Origin of the sequence: Rhodococcus sp. NPDC060090 (assembly GCF_042729855.1) — a bacterium.
Classification (GTDB): Bacteria; Actinomycetota; Actinomycetes; order Mycobacteriales; family Mycobacteriaceae; genus Rhodococcus.
In genome coordinates, this window is the sequence record NZ_JBHWXB010000003.1 from 250,710 (window position 1) to 273,749 (window position 23,040).

Below are 23,040 nucleotides of genomic sequence, written 5' to 3' on the forward strand. Positions count from 1 at the left end.
GAGATACCGCAGGTGATGCACATGTCTTCCACATTCCTTCCCCGCAATCCCGGCAACATCGAACTCGACAGTGCCGCAGCTCTGTTGGCGATGCTCGGCACCGTCACCACTGAACCTCGCCCCGACGACCAACTCGAGGCCCTCACGCTGGCGGTGTCCGCGGACCTACCGGTACTGCTGTGGGGCGAACCGGGAATCGGTAAGACCGCCGCCCTGACCCAGCTCGCCGAAGCCGTGGACCTACCACTGACCACCGTCATCGCGAGTGTGCACGAGCCGTCGGACTTCTCGGGTCTGCCCGTTCTCGGGGACGACCCGGCGACACAGGGCGTCCCGATGGCCCCGCCCGACTGGGCCGTCCGGCTGGTGGAGGCCGGGCGAGGATTGCTCTTCCTGGACGAACTGTCGACGGCACCGCCCGCCGTGCAGGCGGCCCTGCTGCGTCTCGTGCTGGAAAGACGAATCGGGGCACTGCAACTCCCACCCGAGGTCCGCATCGTGGCCGCAGCCAACCCGCCGTCTTCGGCAGCGGACGGCTGGGAGCTGAGTCCGCCTCTGGCGAACCGATTCGTGCACCTGCACTGGACCTACGACCACGACGTGGTCGTCCGGGGTCTCGGCGGAACCTGGCCACGTGCGACGCTGCCGCGCCTCGACCCGGCGACGTTCTCCGACGCGGTGACGTTCGCCCGCCGGGCGGTCTGCGAGCTTCTCACTGCCCGCCCCACCCTCGTCCCTCAACTGCCCAGCAGTCAGACCCGCCGCGGCAGTGCCTGGCCATCGCCACGCAGCTGGGACATGACCGTGCGGCTGATCGCATTCGCGACCGCCACCTCGTCGTCGAAGGACGTCCTGTCTCTGCTGGTCCGGGGGAGTGTCGGCGACGGGCCAGGATTCGAGCTGCTGGCCGCCATCGAGCGAATGGACCTTCCGGACCCCGAGACGCTGCTCGCCGATCCGGCGTCCGCAGACCTCCCCGATCGCGGGGATCTGCGCCAGGCAGTCCTCGACGCGGTGGTCGCCGCCGTCCGCCGACGGCCGGAGAAGTCCCGTTGGGACGCGGCGTGGGCGATCCTGGTCACTGCGGTGGAAAGCGGGCCACCCGACCTCGTGGTCGTCCCGGCGACCACCCTTGCCACCCTGCGCCAGGACGACTGGGAGGTGCCCGCGGCGATCGACCGGCTCGCCGGGGTCGTATCTGTCGCTCAGGCGGCAGACCTCGCCGGCGACCGTGCTGCCTCACAGGCCGGTCGATGACGGCGGCACCTGTGGTCGACGTGGACAAGATCTACGCCGCGCGGTTGTACGCTGCTCGCGTCCGGCCCTACCTCGCGACCGCCTTGTATGCGCTGCATATCGTCGCGTCGCCTCGTGTGCCGGCCATGGGTGTGGACCGTCATTGGCGCTGCTACGTCTCACCCGCCTTCGTCGCCCAGCGACCGGTGGAGGAACTGGCCTCAGTGCTGGTTCATGAGGTGTCGCATCTACTGCGCGATCACCACGGCCGCAGCGACAGTTACGCCCGCACACACGGATTGGATTCCCGCGCCGATCGGCTGCGGATGAATCTCGCTGCTGACGCGGAGATCAACGACGACGCGTTCGGCGACGGGTTACCGATACCCGACGATGCCGTTCTGCCGTCGACCTTGCGGCTGCCGGCCGGACAGCTCATGGAGGACTATCTGCAGCAGTTCGGTCTCGGTCCATGCACCGAGCGGCTGGCTTGGCTCGAGTGCGGTAGCGGCGCCGACGGGCTGGACCGGGAGTGGGAGTTGGGGGCCGACGGTGCGGACGCGCTCAGCGACCAGCAGCGGGACGCTGTCCGGTTCCGCGTGGCGAACAGCATCATCGGGCAACCGGGCAGTACCCCTCGCGGATGGCGGCGTTGGGCGGAGGAGGCCTTGCACCCGCCACAGCCGTGGCGAGCCCTTCTGGGTGCGGCGATCCGCTCGGCCACGTCGTCGTCCGGCGCCGGCGAGAACTACACCTACCGCAGGCCCGCGCGGCGTTCTGCCGCCGTGCCCGGTGCGGTACTACCGAGCCTGCGGCGCACCCCACCGCGGGTCAGTGTCATCGTCGACACGTCGGGCTCGGTCAGCGACGCGGACCTGGGTAGCGCGCTCCTCGAGATAGCCGCCATCGCGCGGGCCGTCGGCGGGCGTCGCGACCTGGTCACGGTGCTGTCCTGCGACGCGGCAGCCCGGGTCGTGCATCCGTTGTGGCAAGCCGAAAACATTCCGCTGTTCGGGGGCGGTGGCACGGATCTGCGCGCGGGATTCGCCCGGGCGTTGCGCAGTCGGCCGTGCCCCGATGTGGTGGTTGTGCTCACCGACGGGCAGACCCCCTGGCCCAGTAGCCGTCCGGGATGCCGAACGGTGGTCGGCCTGTTCCCCCGACACGTTTCCTACAGCGAATCGAACCCCGACTACGTTCCGGACCTACCACCGGAATGGGCGCATGTAGTGGAGATCGGCACGCCTGCCATCTGAATGGCATCGGAATGAAATCGTGCTGGACGAGCTGTTCGACGTTAACGGTGCTCAGCGGGCCGGTCGAGCCGTGATCACCACCTCCGATCACGGGCACATCATCGAGCGCCGCACTTCCGTCAAACGTGACCGCGTGGCCGTGTACGGGCAGCGCGCGCACGGCGACCTCGACCGTGTCGACGACGGTGAAGTCGTGGTGCGCGGTCCGCGGGTGCTCACCGACAGCGGCGCCGCCGTACTCGCCGTCGACGACACCATCCGCTACGGCCCCGTCAACGCCGGTTACCACGGCGGCGCCAGCCCTGCAGAGGTCGTTGTGCCGGTACTCGCCCTGCACACAGGGGAGTGTCCCGACACTCTCACCGCGCTCGATCCCGCCGAACCGCACTGGTGGTACAGCCCGGTGCAGGCGGATGCGCCCGAGGTGCGTGCGGAACCCGTCGCGAAACAGGCGGCGCCCACCCTGTTCGACAACGACGAGCCTGCCGCCACCAGCGCCGGTGGTGACGTGGCCGAGCAGGTGCTCGCCACCGCGGTGTTCGCCGACCAGATTCGCTTGGCGGGACGAATCATGTTGCGCGATACCCAGATTCGGATGCTGCTGAGCGCACTGCTCGCGACGCCGGCACGAGAAGTGACCACCGAGCGCGCTGCCGGTCTGCTCGGCTTGGCCCCGGGCCGTGTCGGGGGAGCGCTGTTGCAGGTCAAGCAGGTGCTCGACGTCGAGGGTTACGAGGTGCTGCTTCTCGACGGTGCTGTCGTCCGCCTGGACGAGGCGGCCTTGCGCGAACAGTTCGGGATCGGCTCATGACAGCCGCAGTGTCGCCGCGGCGCCGCCGCGAAATCCTCGACGCACTGCGCCGCGGCACCGTGCCGTCCAACGGCCTCGACCAGCTGGCCGTCGGCCTCGGCCGGTTCGAAACCGAACTGGATGCCGAGCTGTCCGTCGTCGCCGGTGGCGGCGCGATGTTCAAGGCCGTCCGCGGCGACTACGGCTCTGGTAAGACGTTCTTCGCCCGCTGGCTTGCCGACCGCGCCGTGAAACGGGGATTCGCGGTCGCCGAAGTGCAGATCAACGAGATCGACACGCCGCTGCACAAACTCGAAACCGTGTACCGCCGCAGCATCGGATCGCTGCGGACCGCGTCGATACCGCCGTCTGCGCTGCGGCCGATCCTCGACGCGTGGTTGTTCACCATCGAAGACGACGCCACCACGCAGGGCGTCGGGGTCGACGAACTGCTCGAACGGCGACTTACCGACGTCGCTACCCGCGCACCCGTGTTTCCCATGGCGATCCGCGCCTACCGGCGGATGCTCGCCGAAGGCGACAACGACGGCGCCGACGGACTCGTCGCGTGGCTCGGCGGGCAACCCCACGTCGCTGCTGCCGTGAAACGCCGCGCCGGGATCAAGGGCGACCTCGACCACTTCCTCGCCCTCGGATTCCTCCGCGGACTCCTCGCGGTCCTTGCCGACGCAGGCAACGCCGGACTGGTGCTGGTCCTCGACGAGATCGAAACCCTCCAGCGAGTGCGGTCCGATGCCCGCGCGAAGGCCCTGAACGCATTGCGGCAGCTTGTCGACGAGGTCCACGACGGGCATTTCCCGGGTTTGTATCTGCTCATTACCGGCACTCCCGCGTTCTTCACGGGGCGTCAAGGAATCCAGCTGTTGCCGCCGCTCGCGGACCGATTGCACACCGATTTCTCCCGCGACCCGCGCTTCGACAACCCTCGTGCCCCGCAGCTGCGACTGACCGGGTTCGACCTCGATCGGCTGGTCGAGCTCGGCGGGCGAGTGCGGGAATTGTTCTGCAGTGGTATCGAGTCGTCGAACCGCGTGCGCGCAACGGCCGATGACGAGTTCCTGCGCCGCTTCGCATCTGCCGTTGCCGGGGGGCTCGGTGGTCGCGTCGGTATCGCGCCGCGCTTGTTCCTGCGCAAGCTCGTCGATGTACTCGACGTGATCGAACTGCACCCCGATTTCGACCCGTACAGCGACTACGAGATCAAGATCGCGCCATCGGAGCTGTCGGACGCAGAACGCGAAGTCGTCAGCGCAGACGACGTCGAGCTGGATCTGTAGAGCGGATCCATGCGAAGCACGGTCCAGTTATCTCCGTGCATGTCCTCGGTGAGTTGCTGCATGGATATGGGGGCAACCCGCGCCGCCTTGCGCCAAGGAACGGGCAACCCTCGATATCAGGCAATCTTCGGTCTCGTCGATCACAGGCACGCAGCTCGGACCTATGGTGGATGTGCCGGTATCAGCCGGAAGGATCTGGCATGACTGAACGTACGCTCTCCTCCGACAGTCGACGCCTCCGCGCCGTGCTCCGCACTCGCAGCGTCGAGGTTGCTGCCGTCCTCGACCGGTACGGTGCCTACGACGTCAAGTTGTTCGGTTCCGCGGCACGTGGTGACGCCGGACCACAAAGCGATATCGACCTCATGGTCAGTATCAACGCACCCGAGTACGAGCAGATCGTCTCCATGCTCGGACTAACTGAAGAGCTCTCCCAACTCCTCGGACTGAAAGTCGACGTCGTCGCACGTGGCGTCGCCCGGGAGGGCGTGTCCGCGTCCGCACGCGTCGACATACTCGACGTGTGAGCCGCGAGATGATCGTGAACGTTGCCGAGCTGGGTCTGTTTTGCGTTGGTCGATCTGCCCACACCTCTACAAGCGATACTCTGGCGACAGGTGTCCAACCGATCGAGAGGATCCTCGGCGATGAACACGCCAGTGCGCTCCACGGACAGCACACGAATCATGGCTGTGTTGGTGAAGTCAGCTGAGGACATTCGACGGATCGCCGCCGAGTACGGAGCAACCGACCTCAAGATCTTCGGCTCGGTGGCGCGCGGCGACGCAGGCCCGCACAGTGACGTCGACCTGGCTGTGACGCTACCCGGTCGGCGTGTGGACAAAGTGATGTCCATGCTGGGTCTCGGAGAAGAACTGTCGGCGCTGTTGGGGGTTCGCGTCGACGTGGTTGCGCGCGGTGTACTCGAGCCCGAGTATTCGTCGGTAGCTCAGCGGGAGGAGATCGATCTGTGAGCAGGGGTGACGAGGCCCGCTGTGCTGACATCGTCGAGGTAATTGCCGCGATCCGGGAGTATTGGCCGAGGTAGCAGGGCCGAGGCGAAACATGGCCTACGACGCTGTGATACGCCAACTCGGAATCGTCGGCGAAGCGGCCGGCCGTCTCAGCGACGGAGCCAAAGCGAGTGTCACTGGAATTCCTTGGCCGAAGATCATCGGATTCAGGAATCTCGTTGTGCACGAGTATTTCCGACTGGACTTCGATGAGATATCGGTGATCGTCGAAGAGTTCTTGGAGCCGCTTCTCGTGGCGGTGAAACAGATCCGCGCAAAGTAGGCGATTTGCGTCGCACGCAGTTCCATTCGGTATCGCGCTGCGCTTGCTCCTCCGCAAAACTTGCCGACGTCACCGAATCGCATCCCAACTTCGACCGCGATGTATGTCGTCATACGGGAATCTTCACACCGCGCTGCGGGTGGTGTCGTCAATCTTGTGGCGGACGGCGGCGAGTGCGTCCAACGTCTCTGCAGGGACAGCAGCCAAGGCCGCCGCAATGGATTCCATGAGGGCGGTCCGCCGCTCGGGACGATCCGAAAGGAGGTCGAGCAGGCGCGCTCGGACGAAGGTGGACGTGGGAAGTCCAGCAGCGTCGGCCAATGCCGCGATGGCGTCGTATTCCTCGGGATTCAGACGTACCTGAAGCACCTTCGCTCGAGGGTTGCCGCGGGTGGTCGTCGCTCTCGGGTTGACCTCGAAGTCGTCGCCCTGAGCTTCGGCTTCCGCAGCGACCCGGTCGATCAGTGCTTGCGTTTCGGGGGACGGGTTCTTGTGCGTCATCGCTGCTTCTCCTTGTATCGAGCCAGGTGAGGCCCGCGCTTGATCGTGTAGGCGGTGGCGGACCACAAGGCTGCCGTCTGGTTCGCGGATGATCACGATGCGCTCGGGATCACTGAGGGCTTCTCGCACATGTTCGTCAGGCAGTTTGTGTTTGGTGGCTGCGACTGAGGTCTGCGTCGTCGATATCCACACCTTCAGTGTAATATATTTATGCCTGTTGTAATACGAGCGGTTTGCCTCGCGAGCTGCTCGGCGACCCGACCAGCCCCGCAGGGGCACGACCTCGCGCAGTGCGGCGAACACGGCTACGGCACCTGCTATCGAGGGAAGGCCATCGAGGCCGACGACGTAAGCTGGTCGTTCGAATTGTCCGTGTCGAGGTCCGGAGCTAGCCTCGCACTTTCGTGCTGATTGGTCGGGCGGCCGTGTCGAAGACGAAGAATGGTGCCCTGAACTGGGATAATTCGACTTGCTGAGGGTCGAGTTTCAACCAGTTCGAGGAGCACCATTCAGGTGAGCAAGTCTACGTCCCCCTACCCACACGTGTCCGCATCGGGCACCGGAACCGGCGTCGTCGTGTTGTTGCGCACCGCGGAGAAAACCGGCCTCACCGCGGCATTGACGACCGAGCTCGCCCGGTTCCGGAAACCGTTGGCACGCCACGATCCCGGCAAGATCCTGCTCGATCTGGCCGTCTCCCTGGCGGTCGGTGGGGACTGTCTCGCCGACATCGCACAACTACGCGCTCACCCCGAACTGTTCGGTGCGGTGGCGTCCGATCCGACCGTCTCCCGCCTGATCGGTGTGTTGGCCGCCGACGCCGAGACCGCACTGGCCGCGATCGGTCGGGCCCGCGCCACTGCTCGTGCTCACGGCTGGACCGCCGCTGGCTCCTCGGCACCGGATCACGCCATCGACGAGCAGACACCGCTGGTCATCGACATCGATGCCACCCTCGTCACCGCCCACTCGGACAAAGAACATGCTGCCCCGACCTTCAAACGCGGCTACGGGTTTCATCCACTGTGTGCGTTCGTCGACCATGGTGAGCACGGCACTGGTGAACCCGTCGCGATGCTGCTGCGCCCGGGCAACGCCGGTTCGAACACCGCCGCCGATCACGTCACCGTCGTGCAGGACGCACTGGCGCAGTTGCCGTTCGATCCGGGATATCGGGTCGGGAAGAAGGTGCTGGTCCGGATCGACGGCGCCGGCGGCACCCACCAACTGATCGAGTATCTGACCAAGCGCAGGCTCTCGTATTCGGTCGGATTCGGGTTGACCGACGCCCACGCCGAAGCAATCGATCTGGTCCCTGAGCAGGCGTGGACTCCAGCCTACGACCCGGACGGGCAGGTCCGTGACGGCGCCTGGGTCACCGAGATCACCGACCTGCTCGACCTGTCGACGTGGCCGAACGGCATGCGCGTGATCGTGAGGAAGGAGCGTCCGCATCCGGGTGCGCAGTTGCGGTTCACCGACCGTGACGGCCTGCGCCTGACCGCGTTCGTGACCAACACCCGCCGTGGGCAACTACCCGATCTGGAGGTGCGGCACCGGTGTCGCGCTCGGTGCGAGGACCGGATCCGTGCAGCGAAAGTCGCCGGGTTACAGAATTTTCCGTTGCACGGGTTCGATCAGAACCGGATCTGGCTGGCGCTCGTGCAACTGGCATGCGAGCTGACCGCGTGGATGCAGATGCTCGCGTTCACCGACACTCCGGCGCGGCGGTGGGAACCGAAACGGCTACGGCTGCGGGTGCTGTCGATCGCCGGGAAGATCGCCCGGCATGCCCGCCGTGTTCGACTGCGGCTGGCCGCGACGGCTCCTGGTGTCGATGTTCTCGTGGCCGGCTTGAACAGGCTCACTGCACTACCTGCGCCTGTGTGACCTGCACGAACCTTCATTTATCGAGACGAAAGGACACTCAGTTCGGGGCCGTGGACCTCGACGTCACCCGACTGTGTCGGGTGGTCGATCGTGGACGCACACCGGATCCACGGTCTCCACATCCAATCCGAAGACGCTCAGGCCGGCACGCCGGACTCAAGAAAGATCGAGGCTAGCGAGATTGGTTGCGAAGTTGCTCTGTCCGGGTCGACCGCGAATGATCGACGATGTGTCCGAACATCATTCGACCGAGGGATTCGATTTGTGACCGACGACGCCTTCGGCATGCTCCACCCAGGAGTCCAGTACCACCTCGCGAACACCCTGCGCTGGGATGGGCTGCGGCCGACACAGGCTGCGGCCGTCGCCCCGATCCTCGCCGGCGACGACGCCCTGGTGCTGGCGCCGACCGCCGGTGGAAAGACCGAAGCCGCAACCTTCCCGTTGCTGTCGGCCATGGCGGAACACGACTGGCAGGGCACCTCGGTGCTGTACGTGTGCCCACTGCGCGCCTTGTTGAACAACCTGCAGCCCCGCCTACACGGCTACGCACAGTGGCTCGGTCGCACCGCCGCCGTGTGGCACGGGGATGTGGGTCAATCCGCGCGGCAGCGAATCCTGCGCGATCGACCGGACATCCTGCTCACGACGCCGGAATCTCTCGAGGCGATGCTGGTATCCACGAAGGTGGACCCTCGAGTGCTGTTCGAGGGACTACGCGCGGTGGTCGTCGACGAGGTCCACGCGTTCGCCGGAGACGATCGCGGCTGGCACCTGCTTGCCGTCCTCGAACGGCTGTCCCGCATCGCAGGTCGGGAGATTCAGCGCATCGGTCTGTCGGCGACCGTCGGCAACCCGGATGAACTGCTGTCATGGCTGCAGGGCGGGTTCACCGACCGGACGAGGCGGGTCGTCGCGCCCACCGTTGCTGGGACAGTAGTCCGACCCGACATCACCGTCGACTACGTCGGCTCCGTCCCGAACGCCGCGACAATCATTGCGTCGCTTCACCAGGGAGAGAAGCGGCTGGTTTTTGTCGACTCGCGGCGTCGCGCCGAAGAGCTCGGCGCCGCGTTGCGTGAGCGAGGCGTGACGACGTTTCTGTCGCACTCATCGTTGTCGGCGGCGGAACGTCGACAATCCGAGGAAGCTTTCGCCGAGGCCCGCGACACGGTGATCGTCGCGACGTCCACCCTCGAATTGGGTATCGACGTCGGCGACCTCGATCGGGTGATCCAGATCGGCGCACCCCGCACTGTCGCGTCTTTCCTCCAACGACTCGGACGGACCGGCCGTCGCTCCGGATCAACCCGAAACTGCCTGTTCCTGTGCCTCGACGACGAACAGCAACTCCTCGCGCTCGGAATGCTGGATCGCTGGTCGCGTGGGTGGGTCGAGCCGATCACGCCGCCGCCATCCCCGCGACACATCGCCGCCCAGCAGATGATGGCGTTGTGCCTGCAGGAACACCGCATCGGAGCCGCATCGTGGCAACAGTGGTGGGGTGCACTGCCCGTGTTCGACAATACGGCCGGACAAATCATGGAGTTTCTCTGTGCTGAAGGCTATTTCGAACGTGACGGCGAATTCCTGCACATCGGCCCCGAAGCCGAACGGCGTTTCGGTCGCCGCTACTTCTCCGACCTCACCGCGGTGTTCAGCGCGCCTCCCGAATTCACGGTCCTCGCAGGCCGCAACGAGGTCGGCACCATCGGCACCGATCTGCTCGTCGAGGAGGTCGAGGGGCCGCGAGTGCTGTTGCTCGCGGGGCGGTCTTGGCAGGTCACCCACATCGACTGGTCACGACGACGGTGCTTTGTCGAACCCGTCGACTCCGGTGGGCGCGCGAAGTGGTCGGGGCTCGGGGGAGGAGTCTCCTATGAGATCGCGCAGGGAATGCGGGCGGTGCTGCTCGGCAACGACCCCGACGGAGTGACCTTGACCAGGCGTGCGCGGAGCACCCTCGACGAGCTGCGCGAGAACTACACCGAGTCGGTCGCGGCAGACGCGTCGGTGCTGGCCTTGCCGTCGTCGGGCACCGGACGCTGGTGGACCTGGGCCGGAACCGCCGCGAATCGAACCCTCCACGCGTCGTTGCCTGATCTGGTCGACCCACGGCAACGTATCGACGAGAAGTCGTTGCGTCTGCTACCCGGCGTCACGGCGGGTGATGTGTCCGATGCACTCGGTCAGGTGGCCTGGCGGACCCCCGTGGTCGCTGCGAATGCGGTGTCGGGACTGAAGTTCTCCGCGGCGCTGCCTCCTGGGCTTGCCGAGCGCACACTCGCCGAGCGACTCGGTGATAGTACGGGTGCCCTGGCGGTGGTGGACTCACCGCGCACGATCTACCGCAGCTTCGAGTAGGGGTTGCGCGCGGCCGTGCGGTCGTGAGCTCCACGGGTAGTCAGGGAACGGGCGTAGATTCTTGGCGGTCCCGCCACCAGACCGTGCGAACGGCCGCGGGCCGAAGACCTCAAATGCAAGATGGATCTCATGGCATACGTGCACCGTTTCGACCACGTCGGCATCACCGTCGCGGACCTTCCCTCGGCAACAGCGTTCTTCGTGGGGCTTGGGCTCGAGGTAGAGGGCACCGGATCGGTGGCAGGCGAGTTCGTCGAGACCGTATGCGGCATTCCCGGTGCGCACTGCGAGATCGTGATGCTGAGGCCGCCTGACGGAGGGTCCGGGCTGGAACTGGCGAGCTTCATCACGCCCGACCACGAGCCCGGATCGCCGACAGCGATGGCCAACGAGATCGGACTGCGTAACGTGTCTTTCGAGGTCGGCGACCTTCAGGCTGCGCTCGACGCCGTGGCAGCCGATGGGTACGGGCTCATCGGTGGTATCGGTGAGTACGAGAACAGTGTGCGGATGGCCTACGTGCGTGGGCCCGAGGGAATCATCGTGTCGCTGTTCGAGCAGGTCGGTTGACCAGACCGGACTGAAGACGCATGTCACCCGGTCGTCGCTGACGCACTGCACTCGACAATGAGACTGGATCGGTCTGCGTCGTCATCGACCCCCCACCGGTCCGATCCACTCGGGGAATTGCGGAGCGCGGGGGGTTCCGGGCACGACTCCGGCTGCGCGGAACGTAGTGTTGCCGCCAACTTCCAGCGTGTCTGGGTGGTTTGCCAGCCACCAGGCGGTGCAGGCGGGTTCGGCAACGTGTTTTTCCGTGTTGAGGCCTTGTGGAAGCAGACGAGTGATTCTCCAGGTGCCGAAAACGTTCCAGTCGGGCGTGCGACGGGCGCGAGGGTCGTGGTTGGCACGGTCGGTGTCGGCGATGCCGGGGAGGCCCGGGGTGTCGGCAGTGTTGTGCAGGGAGGCGGTCCATGAGATCCCGTGACGGGTGATCCTGTCGTTGGTAATGGTTTCGGTGTACACGATGTCGTCGCAGACGCTTGCGGTGATGTCGGTGGGGGTTTCGATTAGTTCGGTGATGTGGTAGCGGATGGTGTGTTCGTCGACTTGGTCCCAGTCGGTATTCCCCGAGTCGGCTCCCCTGACGATGTTCTGGATGGAGGGGCGGGGGTAGCCGATGGCTTCGCGGTATCCGGGGAATGAGTAGGTGATCGAGTACATCTCTGCTTGCCAACTGGATTCGAATGCGGCTCGGATGAGTTCTGCTTCACGGCTGAGCAGGTCGATGCCGGGTTCTGCGGACCACGAACTTGTGTAAATCGGTTCGAAATCCGGTGGCGTGTCGGGGTCGCCAGGAGCGTGTGAATTCGGTTGGGTGGTGCAGCTACTGACGAGTGCGGCGAGGGCGAGCGCGATCGCGATGCGACTGCGGTAGACCATGTAGCCTCAATTCTGGTATCTGTTGCGGTGCGTGGTTGCGCGTGGACCTGTTGGTGGGTCACCTAGGTGGCTTGACTTCGTCATACGCGAGACGAAGGCCGTACTGGTTACCCGATTCGCTCAACAGATTGGCGAGCAGATAGTCAGTAGCTGACCAACTCGCGGTGTTCCCAGATGCTGAGTAGAGCTCATCGTACGAGCGGATGTTTCCGTTCTCGTCGAATACATCGTGGTATTTGGTTCGAAGGTCTTCTGGGAAGTCCTGAAAGGCTGCCAGAGAAAAGTAACTGAGACGCTCGAAATTTGGACGATTCACATACGCTTCGGCTGCTGGGTCTGGTTTGGGGCCGATCATTGATTCCTTCATTGGCTCTCCGCCCGCGGAAATGGTATCGAAGAGTAAATCAGTGCCAGGGAGAACGTGACCTCCGAGCCACGTTACGGCGTTGTAGGCGTTGGCCTTTTGTTCGTACACAGCTAGATCTCGGGCCGCTTCGTCGTCGTACCGGTCCTGCAGCGACATTTCGATACCCTTGTCGGTCAACGCCAACAGTTGACCGGCGTTGGCGAGATGCTGGTTCGAATTCGGAGCATCAGGGTTCTCTCCGAATCGGATCTGGGCCGCGACGGACTCTTTCAGGGCGTGTGATTGGAAGTGCGTCCCAGCTTCGTCATCAGTGCTCAACGCGGCGAAGACATTTGCGGAGCCGCGGTAACTTCCAGAACCCTCGGGGTCTGTCCACCCTTCGATGTCGAAGCCGGGTCGATCAGGTACTTCGACGCTTACGAGACTCGGGATGTACGGCGTCATGCTGTGGGAAATAGTGCGCACCAGTTCGGGATTCGCCTCACCGATCGAGTGGTGGTCCGTGCCGGGACTACTCGACATCTGCTGCCACGCCGCATCTGTGCTCATGGCCGACGCGACCGCCGACATGATCTGTCCGCTACGGGTTGCCTCTGCAACATCGACGGGATCGTGGGGATCCTGGACGGCACCTTCGAGTTCGTCGAAGTCGAACATCGGCTTCACGGCGGATTCATCGGACCACGAGTGGGTCAGGACGTCTCGGACGAAATCGGATCCGTTCGCGTCTGTGACCGCCTGCTCGACGGCGACTCGATCGTCGGAGACCGCTGCGAATATCGGGTCGAGGTACGGATCACCCGGGGTGAAACCGTCGACCTCGAAGATGGTCGTTCGTCCCTGAGGATCTTGATCGTGTGTGACGTGCGCATCGAGATACTCGCGACCGGCAGCGAGGAGTTGCCTGTCGAGTTCGCTGCCGTTGCGGTACTCACCGTCTCCTGCAGAGACGATTGACGCGATGGCGTGCGTGTCTTCGACTCCGAGGACGGTGGTCTGTCTGAGTGCAGTGCCGCCGAACGCCTCGACGCCGTGCACCACCCGGTCTTCTCGCGACAGTGAGTCGCGGATGCCCTCGGGGAGAAGGTCGAAGCTGCCCCGTGCCGGGACGTCCGGGTCGCCGCTGGTAGCGACGGTGACGGTCTCGGTCGAGATGATCTGCAACGAGTTGGCCAAACCCGCTCGTGCATCGTCCGGCAGCGTCGACATCAACTGCTGCAGCTCCTGCGGGCTGAGCTTGTCGAGAGAGCGGGCCATGGTGCCCAGATATTCCATCTGGGATGCCGGAATCGATGTGGGTTCGCCGGCGCGCAGGTCGGCGAGTTGTTCAGGTGTGAGAGTTCCCGATTCGGTGATGCGGTGCAGGGTCTGGGCGTCGGGGTTTCCGGCCGCGAGGGCAGCGGCGTCGGTCATGCCCTGAGTGTCTCCGAGCGCGGCTGCGGAGGTGAAGGCGAGTCGCAGGCTGGTGCGGGCCTCGTCCAGGCTGCGCGTCAGGTCGAGGTCTGCCTGTTCGGCGAGCGAGGCGTAACGCTGCAGGTTGGTCTGCAGTCCCGTCCGGAACGCCTCGCGGTCTTCGTCCGGTTCGGTGCGGGGGTCGATCACCTCGAGTTTTTCGGTGATGGTGTAGCAGTGTTCTCGGGCGGTGGCGAGAGCGTCGCGCGCGACGTCGAGGTTGCCTTTGATCGCGTGGTATCCGGTGGTGATGGTGTCGGCTACCCGTTCGAGTGTGTCGACGATGGCGCGGGCGGTGGTGCGGTCGTTGTGGGCGCGCTCAAAGGCGGCTTCGGCGGCCACACCTTCCCAGTACTGGCCGTCGACCTTCTCGACGTGGGAGACATAGTCGTCGAAGAGTGCTTCGATGCTGGTTCCGAGGCTCAACCAGCCGTCACGCCAGGTGAGTAGCGAGCCGGGAGTCCAGTTCTCGACCTGCGTTTTCGTCGGTGTCACGCGTCGCTGCTCGTGGTCCAGGTGCCGGTGGCAGACAGGTAGGTCGCGGCGAACGGGTTATCGGTCCGGTTTGGGAACAGGTTTCGAATGGTCATTGAGATTGCGAGGGGCCGATCCACTCGGGATATTGCGGTAAGAGAGGTTCTCCGGGGATCTCTGTAGCGGGGGAGAAGGTGTAGTTGCCCAGCACTTCGGACCCGGGATGCCGTTCGAGCCACCAGTCGGTGCATGCGGGGTTGGCGATTGCGGTGGAGGCGTCGCGCCCTCCGGTGCGTAATTGGGTGATGTTCCAGGGTCCGAAGACGTCCCAGTCGGGCACGCGGCGGGCGCGAGGGTCGGAGCCATCGGGGGTGGTGTCTACGATGCCTGGAAGGCCAGCGGTGCCACCGGTGTTTGTCAGGGACACGATCCATGAGAATCCATGTCTGACGGGGGTGTCGTTAGCGTACGGATCGACTTTGACTCGTTCGTCGCAGACCTCGGCGGTGATTGAGTTGGCGGTCTCGGTGATTTCGACAATGTGATATAGGTAGGTCAATTCCGAGATCCATCCGCCTCGTGGGCGCCCTCTGGCGGCGGTGTCGGCAATTTCGCTGTAGTTGACGTTTGGATAGCCGATCGCTTCTCTGTATCCGGGGAACGACTGGCTTACTGAGAAGAACGAGGCATGACGGCCGGCTTCGATTGATGCGCGGACGAGTTCTGCGCCGCGGCTGAACAGATCGATGTCAGGCTCCGCCGACCACGAATTGGTGAAAGGGAGAGGTGGATCGGAAGGAGGCTCGGAGGGTGCGACTTCTCCTGGATCCGGTGAGTTCGTGCATCCGGATGTCAGCAATACGAAAACTGAGAGCAGCCCCAAAGTTCTTTTCTTAAACATGATTTCGTCTCACCAGGCCGTAGGCATTGCTGATAGCGGATCCTTGCCCTTGCTGAGGACCGTAGAGGTTGAATACTTCCCTCAAGTACCCTTCGCGACGATCCGCATCATCGTCTGAAACTCCTGGCTCGAATATTTCTTCGTAAGGCCTCATCGAGCCGCCCTCATCGAGGATGTCTGGGTACCTCAACGTGATTTCCGGGGAGAATGCGGGTGCATCCGTCAGTGACACATAGTAGTGCTTCGTCAATGCCGGATCGTCCACGTCGGCCATGTTCGCAGCCCCGGGTTGCGTACCAATTACGATGTCTTTGAGTGGGTTTCCGCCCGCGGACACAAGGTCGAAGAATAGATCGGACCCGGGTATCACGTGTCCGCCGACCCAAGTCACTGCATTGTATGCATCGGCTTTCCTGTCGTACATCTCCTGCTCTCGAGCAGAGGCATCGTTGTATTGGTCCTGGATGGCCAGTTCTATACCTCGATCGGTCAAACCGAGAAGACGACCTGCAGTCGTGAGGTGGTTTGTTGCCCCACCCTCGTAGGGGTTCTGGCCGTAGCGGATTTCGGCGGCAGTGGCCTCCTCCAGCGCACGGCTATTGAGGCTCTTCCCTGCCAGTTCGTCGGTGTTCAGAGCCGCGAACACGTTGGCGGAGCCAATGTAGGTCTCGTTCCTGATCGGATCCAGCCAGCCTTCGTTGTCGAATCCTGGGCGGTCGTCCAGCCCGATGTTGACGAGCCTAGGAATGTACGGACTCATGCTGTCGGCGACCGTGCGAACCAACTCCGGATTGACGTCACCGATCGATAGGTGGTCGGTTCCGGGAATGTTCAATAGTGAGGCCAACGATTCGTCGGTGCTCATGGACTTCGCCACGGCCGACATGATTGTCCCGCTGCGCGTTGCTTCTTCGACATCGATGGGATCGTTCGGGTCCTGGACGATACTTTCGAGCTCGTCGAAGGCAAACATCGGTGTCACGGACGAAGGATCCTGCCATGGGTGCATCAGAACATCACGTACGAAGTCGCCGCCGCCGGGGCCAGCGACAGCATCTTCGAGCACGAATCGGTCGTCGGAGATCGCGGCGAATATCGGTTCGAAGTACTCACCACCTCGAGGATCGAATGTTGCGTCGCCGTCCGCCACAAGGTAGGAGTACGCAGAATCGCCGTACTGTTCTTGGTCGACTCGAGCTCCCAGGTATTGGCGACCGGCGTCGAGTAGGTGCTGGTCGATGTCGCTACCCATGCGATATTCGCTGTCGCCTGCCGCGACGATCGCAGCGATCGAGCGAGCATCTTCGATGCCGTTCAGGTCGGCGCGGGGGTAGATTCGGCCGTTGACGATCTCGCTGCTGGTGACCACCCGGTCTTCCCGGGACAGTGAGTCGCGGATGCCTTCGGGCAGGAGATCGAAGCTGCCCCGTGCTGGGACGTGCGGGTCGCCGCTGGTTGCGACGGTGATGGTGTCGGTCGAGATGATCTGCAACGAGTTGGCCAAACCCGCTCGGGCATCGTCCGGCAGCGTCGACATCACCTGTTGCAATTCGTGTGGGCTGAGCTTGTCGAGGGAGCGGGACATAGTGTTGAGGTATTCCATCTGAGAGGCCGGAATCGATGTGGGTTCGCCGGCGCGCAGGTCGGCGAGTTGTTCAGGTGTGAGAGTTCCCGATTCGGTGATGCGGTGCAGGGTCTGGGCGTCGGGGTTTCCGGCCGCGAGGGCAGCGGCGTCGGTCATGCCCTGAGTGTCTCCGAGCGCGGCTGCGGAGGTGAAGGCGAGTCGCAGGCTGGTGCGGGCCTCGTCCAGGCTGCGCGTCAGGTCGAGGTCTGCCTGTTCGGCGAGCGAGGCGTAACGCTGCAGGTTGGTCTGCAGTCCCGTCCGGAACGCCTCGCGGTCTTCGTCCGGTTCGGTGCGGGGGTCGATCACTTCGAGTTTTTCGGTGATGGTGTAGCAGTGTTCTCGGGCGGTGGCGAGGGCGTCGCGCGCGACGTCGAGGTTGCCTTTGATCGCGTGGTATCCGGTGGTGATGGTGTCGGCTACCCGTTCGAGTGTGTCGACGATGGCGCGGGCGGTGGTGCGGTCGTTGTGGGCGCGCTCAAAGGCGGCTTCGGCGGCCACACCTTCCCAGTACTGGCCGTCGACCTTCTCGACGTGGGAGACGTAGTTGTCGAAGAGTGCTTCGATGCTGGTTCCGAGGCTCAGCCACCCGTTGCGCCAGGTGAGTAGCGAGTCGGGAGTCCAGTTCTCGACCTGTGTTTTTGTCGGTGTCACGCGTCGTTGCTCGTGGTCCAGGTGCCGGTGGCAGACAGGTAGGTCGCGGCAAGTTGTTCCACCGCGTCGTCATCGGCGTTCCTGTACTGGACCACGGCCTGGCGCATGACATCGGCGGTTTCCTCGAACCGTTCGGTGACGGCAGCGACCAATGCTGTGTCGAGCAGGTCGGTGGAAATGCTGATGACTGCCTGCAACGACGACAGGCACGTCGCAGGCGCGCCGATCCAGGCTTCCTGCGGTACGACCTTCAGCGTCTCGGCGCTTCGTGCGAGTTGGTCGAGTCGACCCGACAGGTGTGTGAGTCGATCAAGATCAACTCGCAAGGCATCATTCGGCATGTGTCCCCCCTTGACAGCGTTGGAGACTAGCAGAGCCGGAGCGGACGGCAGCCAACCGGAACGCGCAGTGGCTACTCTCGAAGAATGGCGGCGATTCCGGATTCACCAGTAGAGACGAACACGGCGGTATGTGGTTTCGAGAGCACCTTCGTCGACGAGCTCGGCGTCCTCACTGTGGCCTGGCAGGGCGCCGAGGTTCCGGACCCGACGCTGCTCGTGCTCAACGAGCAGCTCGCGACGTCGCTGGGGTCGGACGCCGCCACGCTACGGAGCGACGACGGGGTCGCGGTCCTGTCCGGTGCGGCGGCGCCTGCCGAATCGCAGCCGGTCGCGATGGCATATGCCGGACACCAGTTCGGTGGGTACGCCCCGCTCCTCGGAGACGGCAGAGCGTTGCTTCTCGGCGAACTCGTGGACACTGACGGTCGACGGGTCGACTTGCATCTCAAGGGATCGGGGCCCACACCATTCTCTCGGGGTGGCGACGGATTCGCGGTGGTCGGCCCGATGCTCCGCGAATACCTGGTGAGCGAGGCAATGAGTGCCCTCGGCATCCCCACCACGCGCGCGCTGTCGGTGGTGGCGACGGGTCGTGCTGTTCACCGCAACGGCGTCGAACCCGGTGCCGTGCTCGCACGGGTCGCAGCGAGCCACCTCCGGGTGGGGACCTTCGAACTCGCGGTCCGTCAGGGCGAAATCCTGAGTACGCTCGCCGACTACGCGATCGCCCGTCACTACCCGGAGCTCACCGAACTACCGGCGGAGGGCGAAGGGAACCGATACCTGGCGTTCCTCGAGGCCGTGGTCGAAGTGCAGGCATCCTTGGTCGCGCGATGGATGCTCACCGGTTTCGTGCACGGGGTGATGAACACCGACAACACGACGATCTCGGGGGAGACCATCGACTACGGTCCGTGCGCCTTTCTCGACGCCTACGACCCGGCCGCAGTCTTCAGCTCCATCGACCAGAGCGGCCGCTACGCGTTCGGCAACCAGCCCACCGTCCTGAAATGGAATCTGGCGCGTTTCGCCGAAGCGCTTCTACCGCTGCTCGATTCCGATCCGAACGCCGCGATCCCCGCAGCGACCGCGATCCTCGGCACCTTCGACGAACACTACGAAAACCACTACTCACACGGCATGGCGGCCAAGCTGGGTCTGAACGGCGACGACGTCGATCGAGCGTTGGTCGACGAACTGCTGACGCTGATGGCCGAACACGCAGCCGATTGGACAGCCACCTTCCGGGCCCTTGCAGACGAACTTCGTGGACACGCGACACCACTCGACCACCTCGTCCCACGCGAGGATATCGGTCCGTGGCTGACACGCTGGCGCGGTGCTGTCGAGGGGCGCGAGCACGACACGGCGGACGCGATGGACCGCGTCAACCCGCTCTACATCCCGCGCAACCATCGGGTTGACGAAGCCTTGCGCGCGGCGACGGACGGTGATCTCGCGCCGTTCCAGAAGCTGTTGGAGGTCGTGACGCATCCGTTCGAGCGTCGCGACGAGTGGGCCGAGTACACCACCCCTGCACCGCGGGAATTCAACGACACCTTCCGGACATTCTGCGGTACATGACGGGTCAACCCTGCACGAGTCGCGTGCGACCCGCGGCGTGTCCTTCCCAGTACTCCTCACGAATGTGCCGCTTGTACAGCTTGCCGTTCGGATCGCGGGGGAGTGCGTCCACGAAATCGATGCTGCGTGGGCACTTGTAGGTGGCGAGCTCGCGGTGGCAATAGGTCCGAAGTTCTTCCGCGAGCGCGTCGGTCGCGGCAGCGGGGTCTACCAATTGCACGACCGCCTTCACCGCTTCGCCCATCTCCTCGTCAGGGACGCCGATGACAGCGACGTCGAGCACTGCGGGATGGCCGATGAGCACGTCCTCGGTCTCCTGTGGGTAGATGTTCACCCCACCGGAGATGATCATCAGGGCCTGCCGGTCGGTGAGATAGAGATATCCCTCGTCGTCGACGTATCCCATGTCGCCGAGTGTGCGCCACCCTTTCGGGTGAGTGACTCCCGCGGTTTTCTCGGGATCGTTGTGGTATTCGAAGGGGCGCCCGCCGTCGAAGTACACGACACCGATGTCACCGGCGGGTAATTCCTCCCCGTTCTCGCCGACGATGTGGCATGCCTGCATGGGTTTGCCGACGGAGCCGGGGTGCGCGAGCCACTCTGCAGACGAGATCTGTGTTGCTCCGACATCCTCGGTGCCCGAATAATATTCGTGGATAATCGGGCCTATCCATTCGATCATCCGGTACTTCACCGACACCGGACACGGTGCCGCACCGTGCGTGACTTCCTCGAGTGACGACAGATCGTATGCCGCTCGCTCCTCCGCGGACAGCTTGAGCATCCGCACGAACATGGTCGGCACGAATTGCGCGTAGGTGACGCGGTGCCGTTCGATGAGTTCGAGACACCGGACCGGATCGAAGCTTTCCATCACGACGACGGCGGCGCCGAGACGCTGTGCCGACATGCAGAACACCAGGGGAGAGCCGTGGTACAGCGGTGCCGGTGAAAGATACACGCTTCCCGCGGTGATTCCTCGCGCCGCGATGCCCTTGGCGACCTGGACGGGCGGCGAGGTGGGATCGCCGAACGGCGTGGCCGGTAGAGGTTTGCGGACACCCTTGGGGCGTCCGGTGGTTCCCGACGAATACAGCATCTCGCGGCCTTCGACGCACTCGTCGAGCGCCATCGGCTCATTGCTGTCGAGGATCGAGGCGTAGTCGTCGAAGCCGGGCAGTGCGCCGACGGTACACACGCGGACGCCGATGTTCGCCAGATCGATACCGTCGATGACGTCGGCCATCGATGCGGTCGTGATCAGGGCGGCCGAGCCGGAATCATCGAGGATGTACTGCACCTCGGCGGCCCGCAGGTGCCGATTGATCGCCGTGTAATACAGGCCCGAGCGTTGGGCTGCCCACGCGACTTCGAGAAAGGCCCGAGAATTCTCCATGAGGATGGCGATGTGGTCGCCGGTGGTGAGGCCTTGCGCGCGTAGGTACGTAGCGAACCGTGCGGATCGATCGTCCAGTTCTCGGTAGGTGACGACGTCTCCTTCGCCCATGATGATCGCGGGCGCGTCGGGTGTGCGCAGTGCGTGGGCGGCAGGAGTCAGTGCGAGCTCCACCGGTTCGGCAGCGACTGCTGTCATGAAGGCCTCCCTGGTTCGACGTGCTGCAGAATAATATTCTTTCGTGTGAGAGTATCGTTTCGGCAATGCCTGGGCCACCCCGGGTTTTCCTGTTCCGAGCCGAACCCCGTGCTCCCGCAGTCACTCCAATGAAGGAGTCTCGAGATGTTGAACCTTTTGTGTCGCCGATCCACGATTCGACGCCCAATGCTGCTGACAGCGCTTGTCGCGTCGCTGGCCATGGTGGTGGGGGCCTGCGGGAACGGCGGTGCAGTGCGCACCGATGAGGCAGCGGTCGGCGACCCGGTCCAGGGTGGGACGGTCAGTGTCGTACAGGGAGGTGAGCCGCGTTCGCTCGACCCGGCCACTCTCGTCAACGCCTGGGTGTCGAACAGTCTCATCGGTAACGCGCTGTACGGAACTCTACTGGTCAACGATCCTGAGACCCTCGAGATCACGCCCGTTCTCGCCGAATCTTTCGACACCTCCGACGGTGGTGCGACCTTCCAACTGGAGTTGCGCGAGGGACTCCTCTTCACCGACGGAACCGCCTATGACGCTGATGCCGTCCGGTACAACTGGGACCGCATGCGCGACGAGGCCTCCGGATCCCCCTCGTTGATCCAGTCGTCACAGATCGCCGACCTCGAGGTGACCGATCCACTGACGCTGAAGGTGACACTCGACTCGCCCAACCCGCACTACGCGCAGGCCGTGGTGTGGAGCGGCCTCAACTGGATCGCTTCACCGACCGCGCTCGAAGCCGGACGGCAGGCATTCGACGAACGCCCCGTCGGGGCAGGACCGTTCACAATGACGCAATGGCGGCGACAGGACCGCATCATGCTCGAACGCAACACCGGATACGAGCCGGCGCCCTACCTGGACGGCATCGAACTGGTCCACAACGGCGACACGAACCAGCGCATCAACGCCGTGGTCTCCGGCCAGGCCGGTCTTGCCATCGAAGGAAGCTGGGCGTCTCTCGGTCGCGCCGAGGACGCCGGCCTCCGCACCATCGTCGAACCCACCGGTGGCGGGCAGTTCCTGGCACTGAACACCCGCCGTGCACCGTTCGACGACGAACGCGCCCGACGAGCGCTCGCGCTCGCCATCGACATCGACACACTGAACGAGGTCGTCTTCGAAGGCCGCGCCGAACTTCCGCGAACTCTCTTCGACGAATCCTCACCGTTCTATGCGGACATCGAGATCCCGGCGCACGACCCGGACGCTGCGCAACAGTTGTTCGACGAACTCGCCGCCGAGGGAAAGTCCGTGTCGTTCACCTTCCTGGCTTACACCTCGGTCGAGAACAAGGCCGTCGCGGAAGCTGTCCAGGCACAGTTGAGTGCGTTCGACGGCGTCGAGGTCCAGGTGGAGGTCCTGGATTTCACCTCCGCATTGCCACGGCTCAGCAGCTACGATTTCGACGTCGCGATCACATCGGCGACGATCCTCGACCCGGACACCGCACTGTGGGCCAATTTCCACGGCGATTCGACCGGGAACTTCACCGGTATCGACGACCCGGAGCTCAACGCAGCCATCGACGAAGGCCGGATCGCGGCCGAACTCGAAGAACGCAGCGCCGCCTACGAAACGGCTCAGCAACGAATCGTCGACTTGAACCCTGCTGTGTGGTACATCCGCACTGCGCCCGCGGTCGTACTCGGTGAGGGCGTCCACGGCGTGCAGATGTACGGGATGGGGTCGCTCCGGCCGGAATTGCTGTGGATGAACCGATAGTGTCCGGAGTCTCTGAGCAGAAGCGCACGGAGCTCATCGAACTAGTGAGAACGCTGATCGAGGGAACTGTTGACGACGAGGACGAGCACCGCTGGCTCGACCGGCTCGAAGCGGCGGTGCCCGATCCGCGTGTCAGCGACTACATCTACTGGGACAGGTCCGATCCGCCGCTGACCGCAGAGCAGATCGTCGACAAGGCATTGTCGTATCGTCCGATCGCGTTCGGCGGATCCGAGTAGCCGCAAAATCG

Annotated in this window: 20 protein-coding genes; 13 read left to right on the forward strand and 7 right to left on the reverse strand. The window is 64.2% G+C overall.

Annotation, left to right across the window (positions count from 1 at the left end; all coding sequences use genetic code 11):
• Positions 1-15 precede the first annotated feature (15 nt).
• From ACFWCF_RS05810 to ACFWCF_RS05840, 7 genes are all read left to right on the forward strand, one after another.
• Positions 16-1,257, forward strand: coding sequence for an AAA family ATPase (locus ACFWCF_RS05810; protein ID WP_378558310.1), 1,242 nt, complete (start codon positions 16-18; stop codon positions 1,255-1,257).
• The gene (locus ACFWCF_RS05815; protein ID WP_378558313.1) at positions 1,254-2,492 is read left to right on the forward strand and encodes a VWA-like domain-containing protein; all 1,239 of its coding nucleotides are present in this window, start codon (positions 1,254-1,256) and stop codon (positions 2,490-2,492) included. Before ACFWCF_RS05810 ends, ACFWCF_RS05815 begins: the two co-directional genes overlap by 4 nt.
• 19 nt (positions 2,493-2,511) lie before the next feature.
• Positions 2,512-3,303: a BREX-2 system phosphatase PglZ gene (pglZ, locus tag ACFWCF_RS05820; protein ID WP_378558316.1), complete on the forward strand. Its 792-nt coding sequence runs from the start codon at positions 2,512-2,514 to the stop codon at positions 3,301-3,303.
• Positions 3,300-4,580, forward strand: a complete 1,281-nt coding sequence (gene brxD, locus ACFWCF_RS05825; protein WP_378558319.1) for a BREX system ATP-binding protein BrxD — start codon at positions 3,300-3,302, stop codon at positions 4,578-4,580. Before pglZ ends, brxD begins: the two co-directional genes overlap by 4 nt.
• Before the next feature lie 200 nt (positions 4,581-4,780).
• Positions 4,781-5,107 (forward strand): nucleotidyltransferase family protein, encoded by a 327-nt coding sequence (locus ACFWCF_RS05830; protein ID WP_378558322.1) that lies wholly within the window; start codon positions 4,781-4,783, stop codon positions 5,105-5,107.
• Between the two features lie 120 nt (positions 5,108-5,227).
• Complete coding sequence (locus ACFWCF_RS05835) at positions 5,228-5,554, forward strand: nucleotidyltransferase family protein (RefSeq protein ID WP_378558325.1); 327 nt, start codon at positions 5,228-5,230, stop codon at positions 5,552-5,554.
• 91 nt (positions 5,555-5,645) lie between these two features.
• Positions 5,646-5,876 carry a DUF86 domain-containing protein gene (locus ACFWCF_RS05840; protein WP_378558328.1) on the forward strand — a complete coding sequence of 77 codons (231 nt, stop codon included), beginning with the start codon at positions 5,646-5,648 and terminating at the stop codon, positions 5,874-5,876.
• Positions 5,877-5,999: 123 nt separating this feature from the next.
• On the opposite strand, the gene ACFWCF_RS05845 is transcribed toward ACFWCF_RS05840, so the two are convergent.
• Positions 6,000-6,377 carry a plasmid mobilization protein gene (locus ACFWCF_RS05845; RefSeq protein WP_378558331.1) on the reverse strand — a complete coding sequence of 126 codons (378 nt, stop codon included), beginning with the start codon at positions 6,375-6,377 and terminating at the stop codon, positions 6,000-6,002.
• 513 nt (positions 6,378-6,890) lie between these two features.
• Here ACFWCF_RS05845 and ACFWCF_RS05850 point away from each other — a divergent pair.
• The 3 genes from ACFWCF_RS05850 to ACFWCF_RS05860 all read left to right on the forward strand — a co-directional run bounded on the left by ACFWCF_RS05850 (position 6,891) and on the right by ACFWCF_RS05860 (position 11,201).
• On the forward strand, positions 6,891-8,267 hold the full coding sequence (locus ACFWCF_RS05850; RefSeq protein ID WP_378558334.1) for an IS1380 family transposase: 1,377 nt from the start codon (positions 6,891-6,893) through the stop codon (positions 8,265-8,267).
• 285 nt (positions 8,268-8,552) lie between these two features.
• Positions 8,553-10,631: a DEAD/DEAH box helicase gene (locus ACFWCF_RS05855; RefSeq protein ID WP_378558668.1), complete on the forward strand. Its 2,079-nt coding sequence runs from the start codon at positions 8,553-8,555 to the stop codon at positions 10,629-10,631.
• A gap of 129 nt (positions 10,632-10,760) precedes the next feature.
• Positions 10,761-11,201 (forward strand): VOC family protein, encoded by a 441-nt coding sequence (locus tag ACFWCF_RS05860; RefSeq protein WP_378558337.1) that lies wholly within the window; start codon positions 10,761-10,763, stop codon positions 11,199-11,201.
• A gap of 81 nt (positions 11,202-11,282) precedes the next feature.
• Here ACFWCF_RS05860 and ACFWCF_RS05865 read toward each other — a convergent pair whose 3' ends face one another.
• From ACFWCF_RS05865 to ACFWCF_RS05885, 5 genes are all read right to left on the reverse strand, one after another.
• Positions 11,283-11,855, reverse strand: a complete 573-nt coding sequence (locus tag ACFWCF_RS05865; protein WP_378558340.1) for a hypothetical protein — start codon at positions 11,853-11,855, stop codon at positions 11,283-11,285.
• 277 nt (positions 11,856-12,132) lie between these two features.
• On the reverse strand, positions 12,133-14,388 hold the full coding sequence (locus ACFWCF_RS05870) for a hypothetical protein (protein WP_378558343.1): 2,256 nt from the start codon (positions 14,386-14,388) through the stop codon (positions 12,133-12,135).
• Positions 14,389-14,479: 91 nt separating this feature from the next.
• Complete coding sequence (locus tag ACFWCF_RS05875; RefSeq protein WP_378558346.1) at positions 14,480-15,268, reverse strand: hypothetical protein; 789 nt, start codon at positions 15,266-15,268, stop codon at positions 14,480-14,482.
• Positions 15,261-17,543: a hypothetical protein gene (locus ACFWCF_RS05880; protein WP_378558349.1), complete on the reverse strand. Its 2,283-nt coding sequence runs from the start codon at positions 17,541-17,543 to the stop codon at positions 15,261-15,263. Before ACFWCF_RS05880 ends, ACFWCF_RS05875 begins: the two co-directional genes overlap by 8 nt.
• On the reverse strand, positions 17,540-17,884 hold the full coding sequence (locus tag ACFWCF_RS05885; protein WP_378558352.1) for a hypothetical protein: 345 nt from the start codon (positions 17,882-17,884) through the stop codon (positions 17,540-17,542). The genes ACFWCF_RS05880 and ACFWCF_RS05885 overlap by 4 nt, the downstream gene beginning before the upstream one ends.
• Before the next feature lie 84 nt (positions 17,885-17,968).
• Here ACFWCF_RS05885 and ACFWCF_RS05890 point away from each other — a divergent pair, with 84 nt between their 5' ends.
• Complete coding sequence (locus ACFWCF_RS05890) at positions 17,969-19,468, forward strand: YdiU family protein (protein ID WP_378558354.1); 1,500 nt, start codon at positions 17,969-17,971, stop codon at positions 19,466-19,468.
• A 4-nt stretch (positions 19,469-19,472) separates the two neighbouring features.
• Here the strand turns inward: ACFWCF_RS05890 and ACFWCF_RS05895 are convergent, their stop codons facing one another.
• The gene (locus ACFWCF_RS05895; RefSeq protein WP_378558356.1) at positions 19,473-21,062 is read right to left on the reverse strand and encodes an acyl-CoA synthetase; all 1,590 of its coding nucleotides are present in this window, start codon (positions 21,060-21,062) and stop codon (positions 19,473-19,475) included.
• A 186-nt stretch (positions 21,063-21,248) separates the two neighbouring features.
• Here ACFWCF_RS05895 and ACFWCF_RS05900 point away from each other — a divergent pair, with 186 nt between their 5' ends.
• Entirely contained in the window at positions 21,249-22,790 is a 1,542-nt protein-coding gene (locus ACFWCF_RS05900) for an ABC transporter substrate-binding protein (protein ID WP_378558358.1), read from the forward strand.
• Positions 22,790-23,029, forward strand: coding sequence for a hypothetical protein (locus ACFWCF_RS05905; protein WP_378558360.1), 240 nt, complete (start codon positions 22,790-22,792; stop codon positions 23,027-23,029). Before ACFWCF_RS05900 ends, ACFWCF_RS05905 begins: the two co-directional genes overlap by 1 nt.
• The last annotated feature ends 11 nt before the right edge of the window (positions 23,030-23,040 follow it).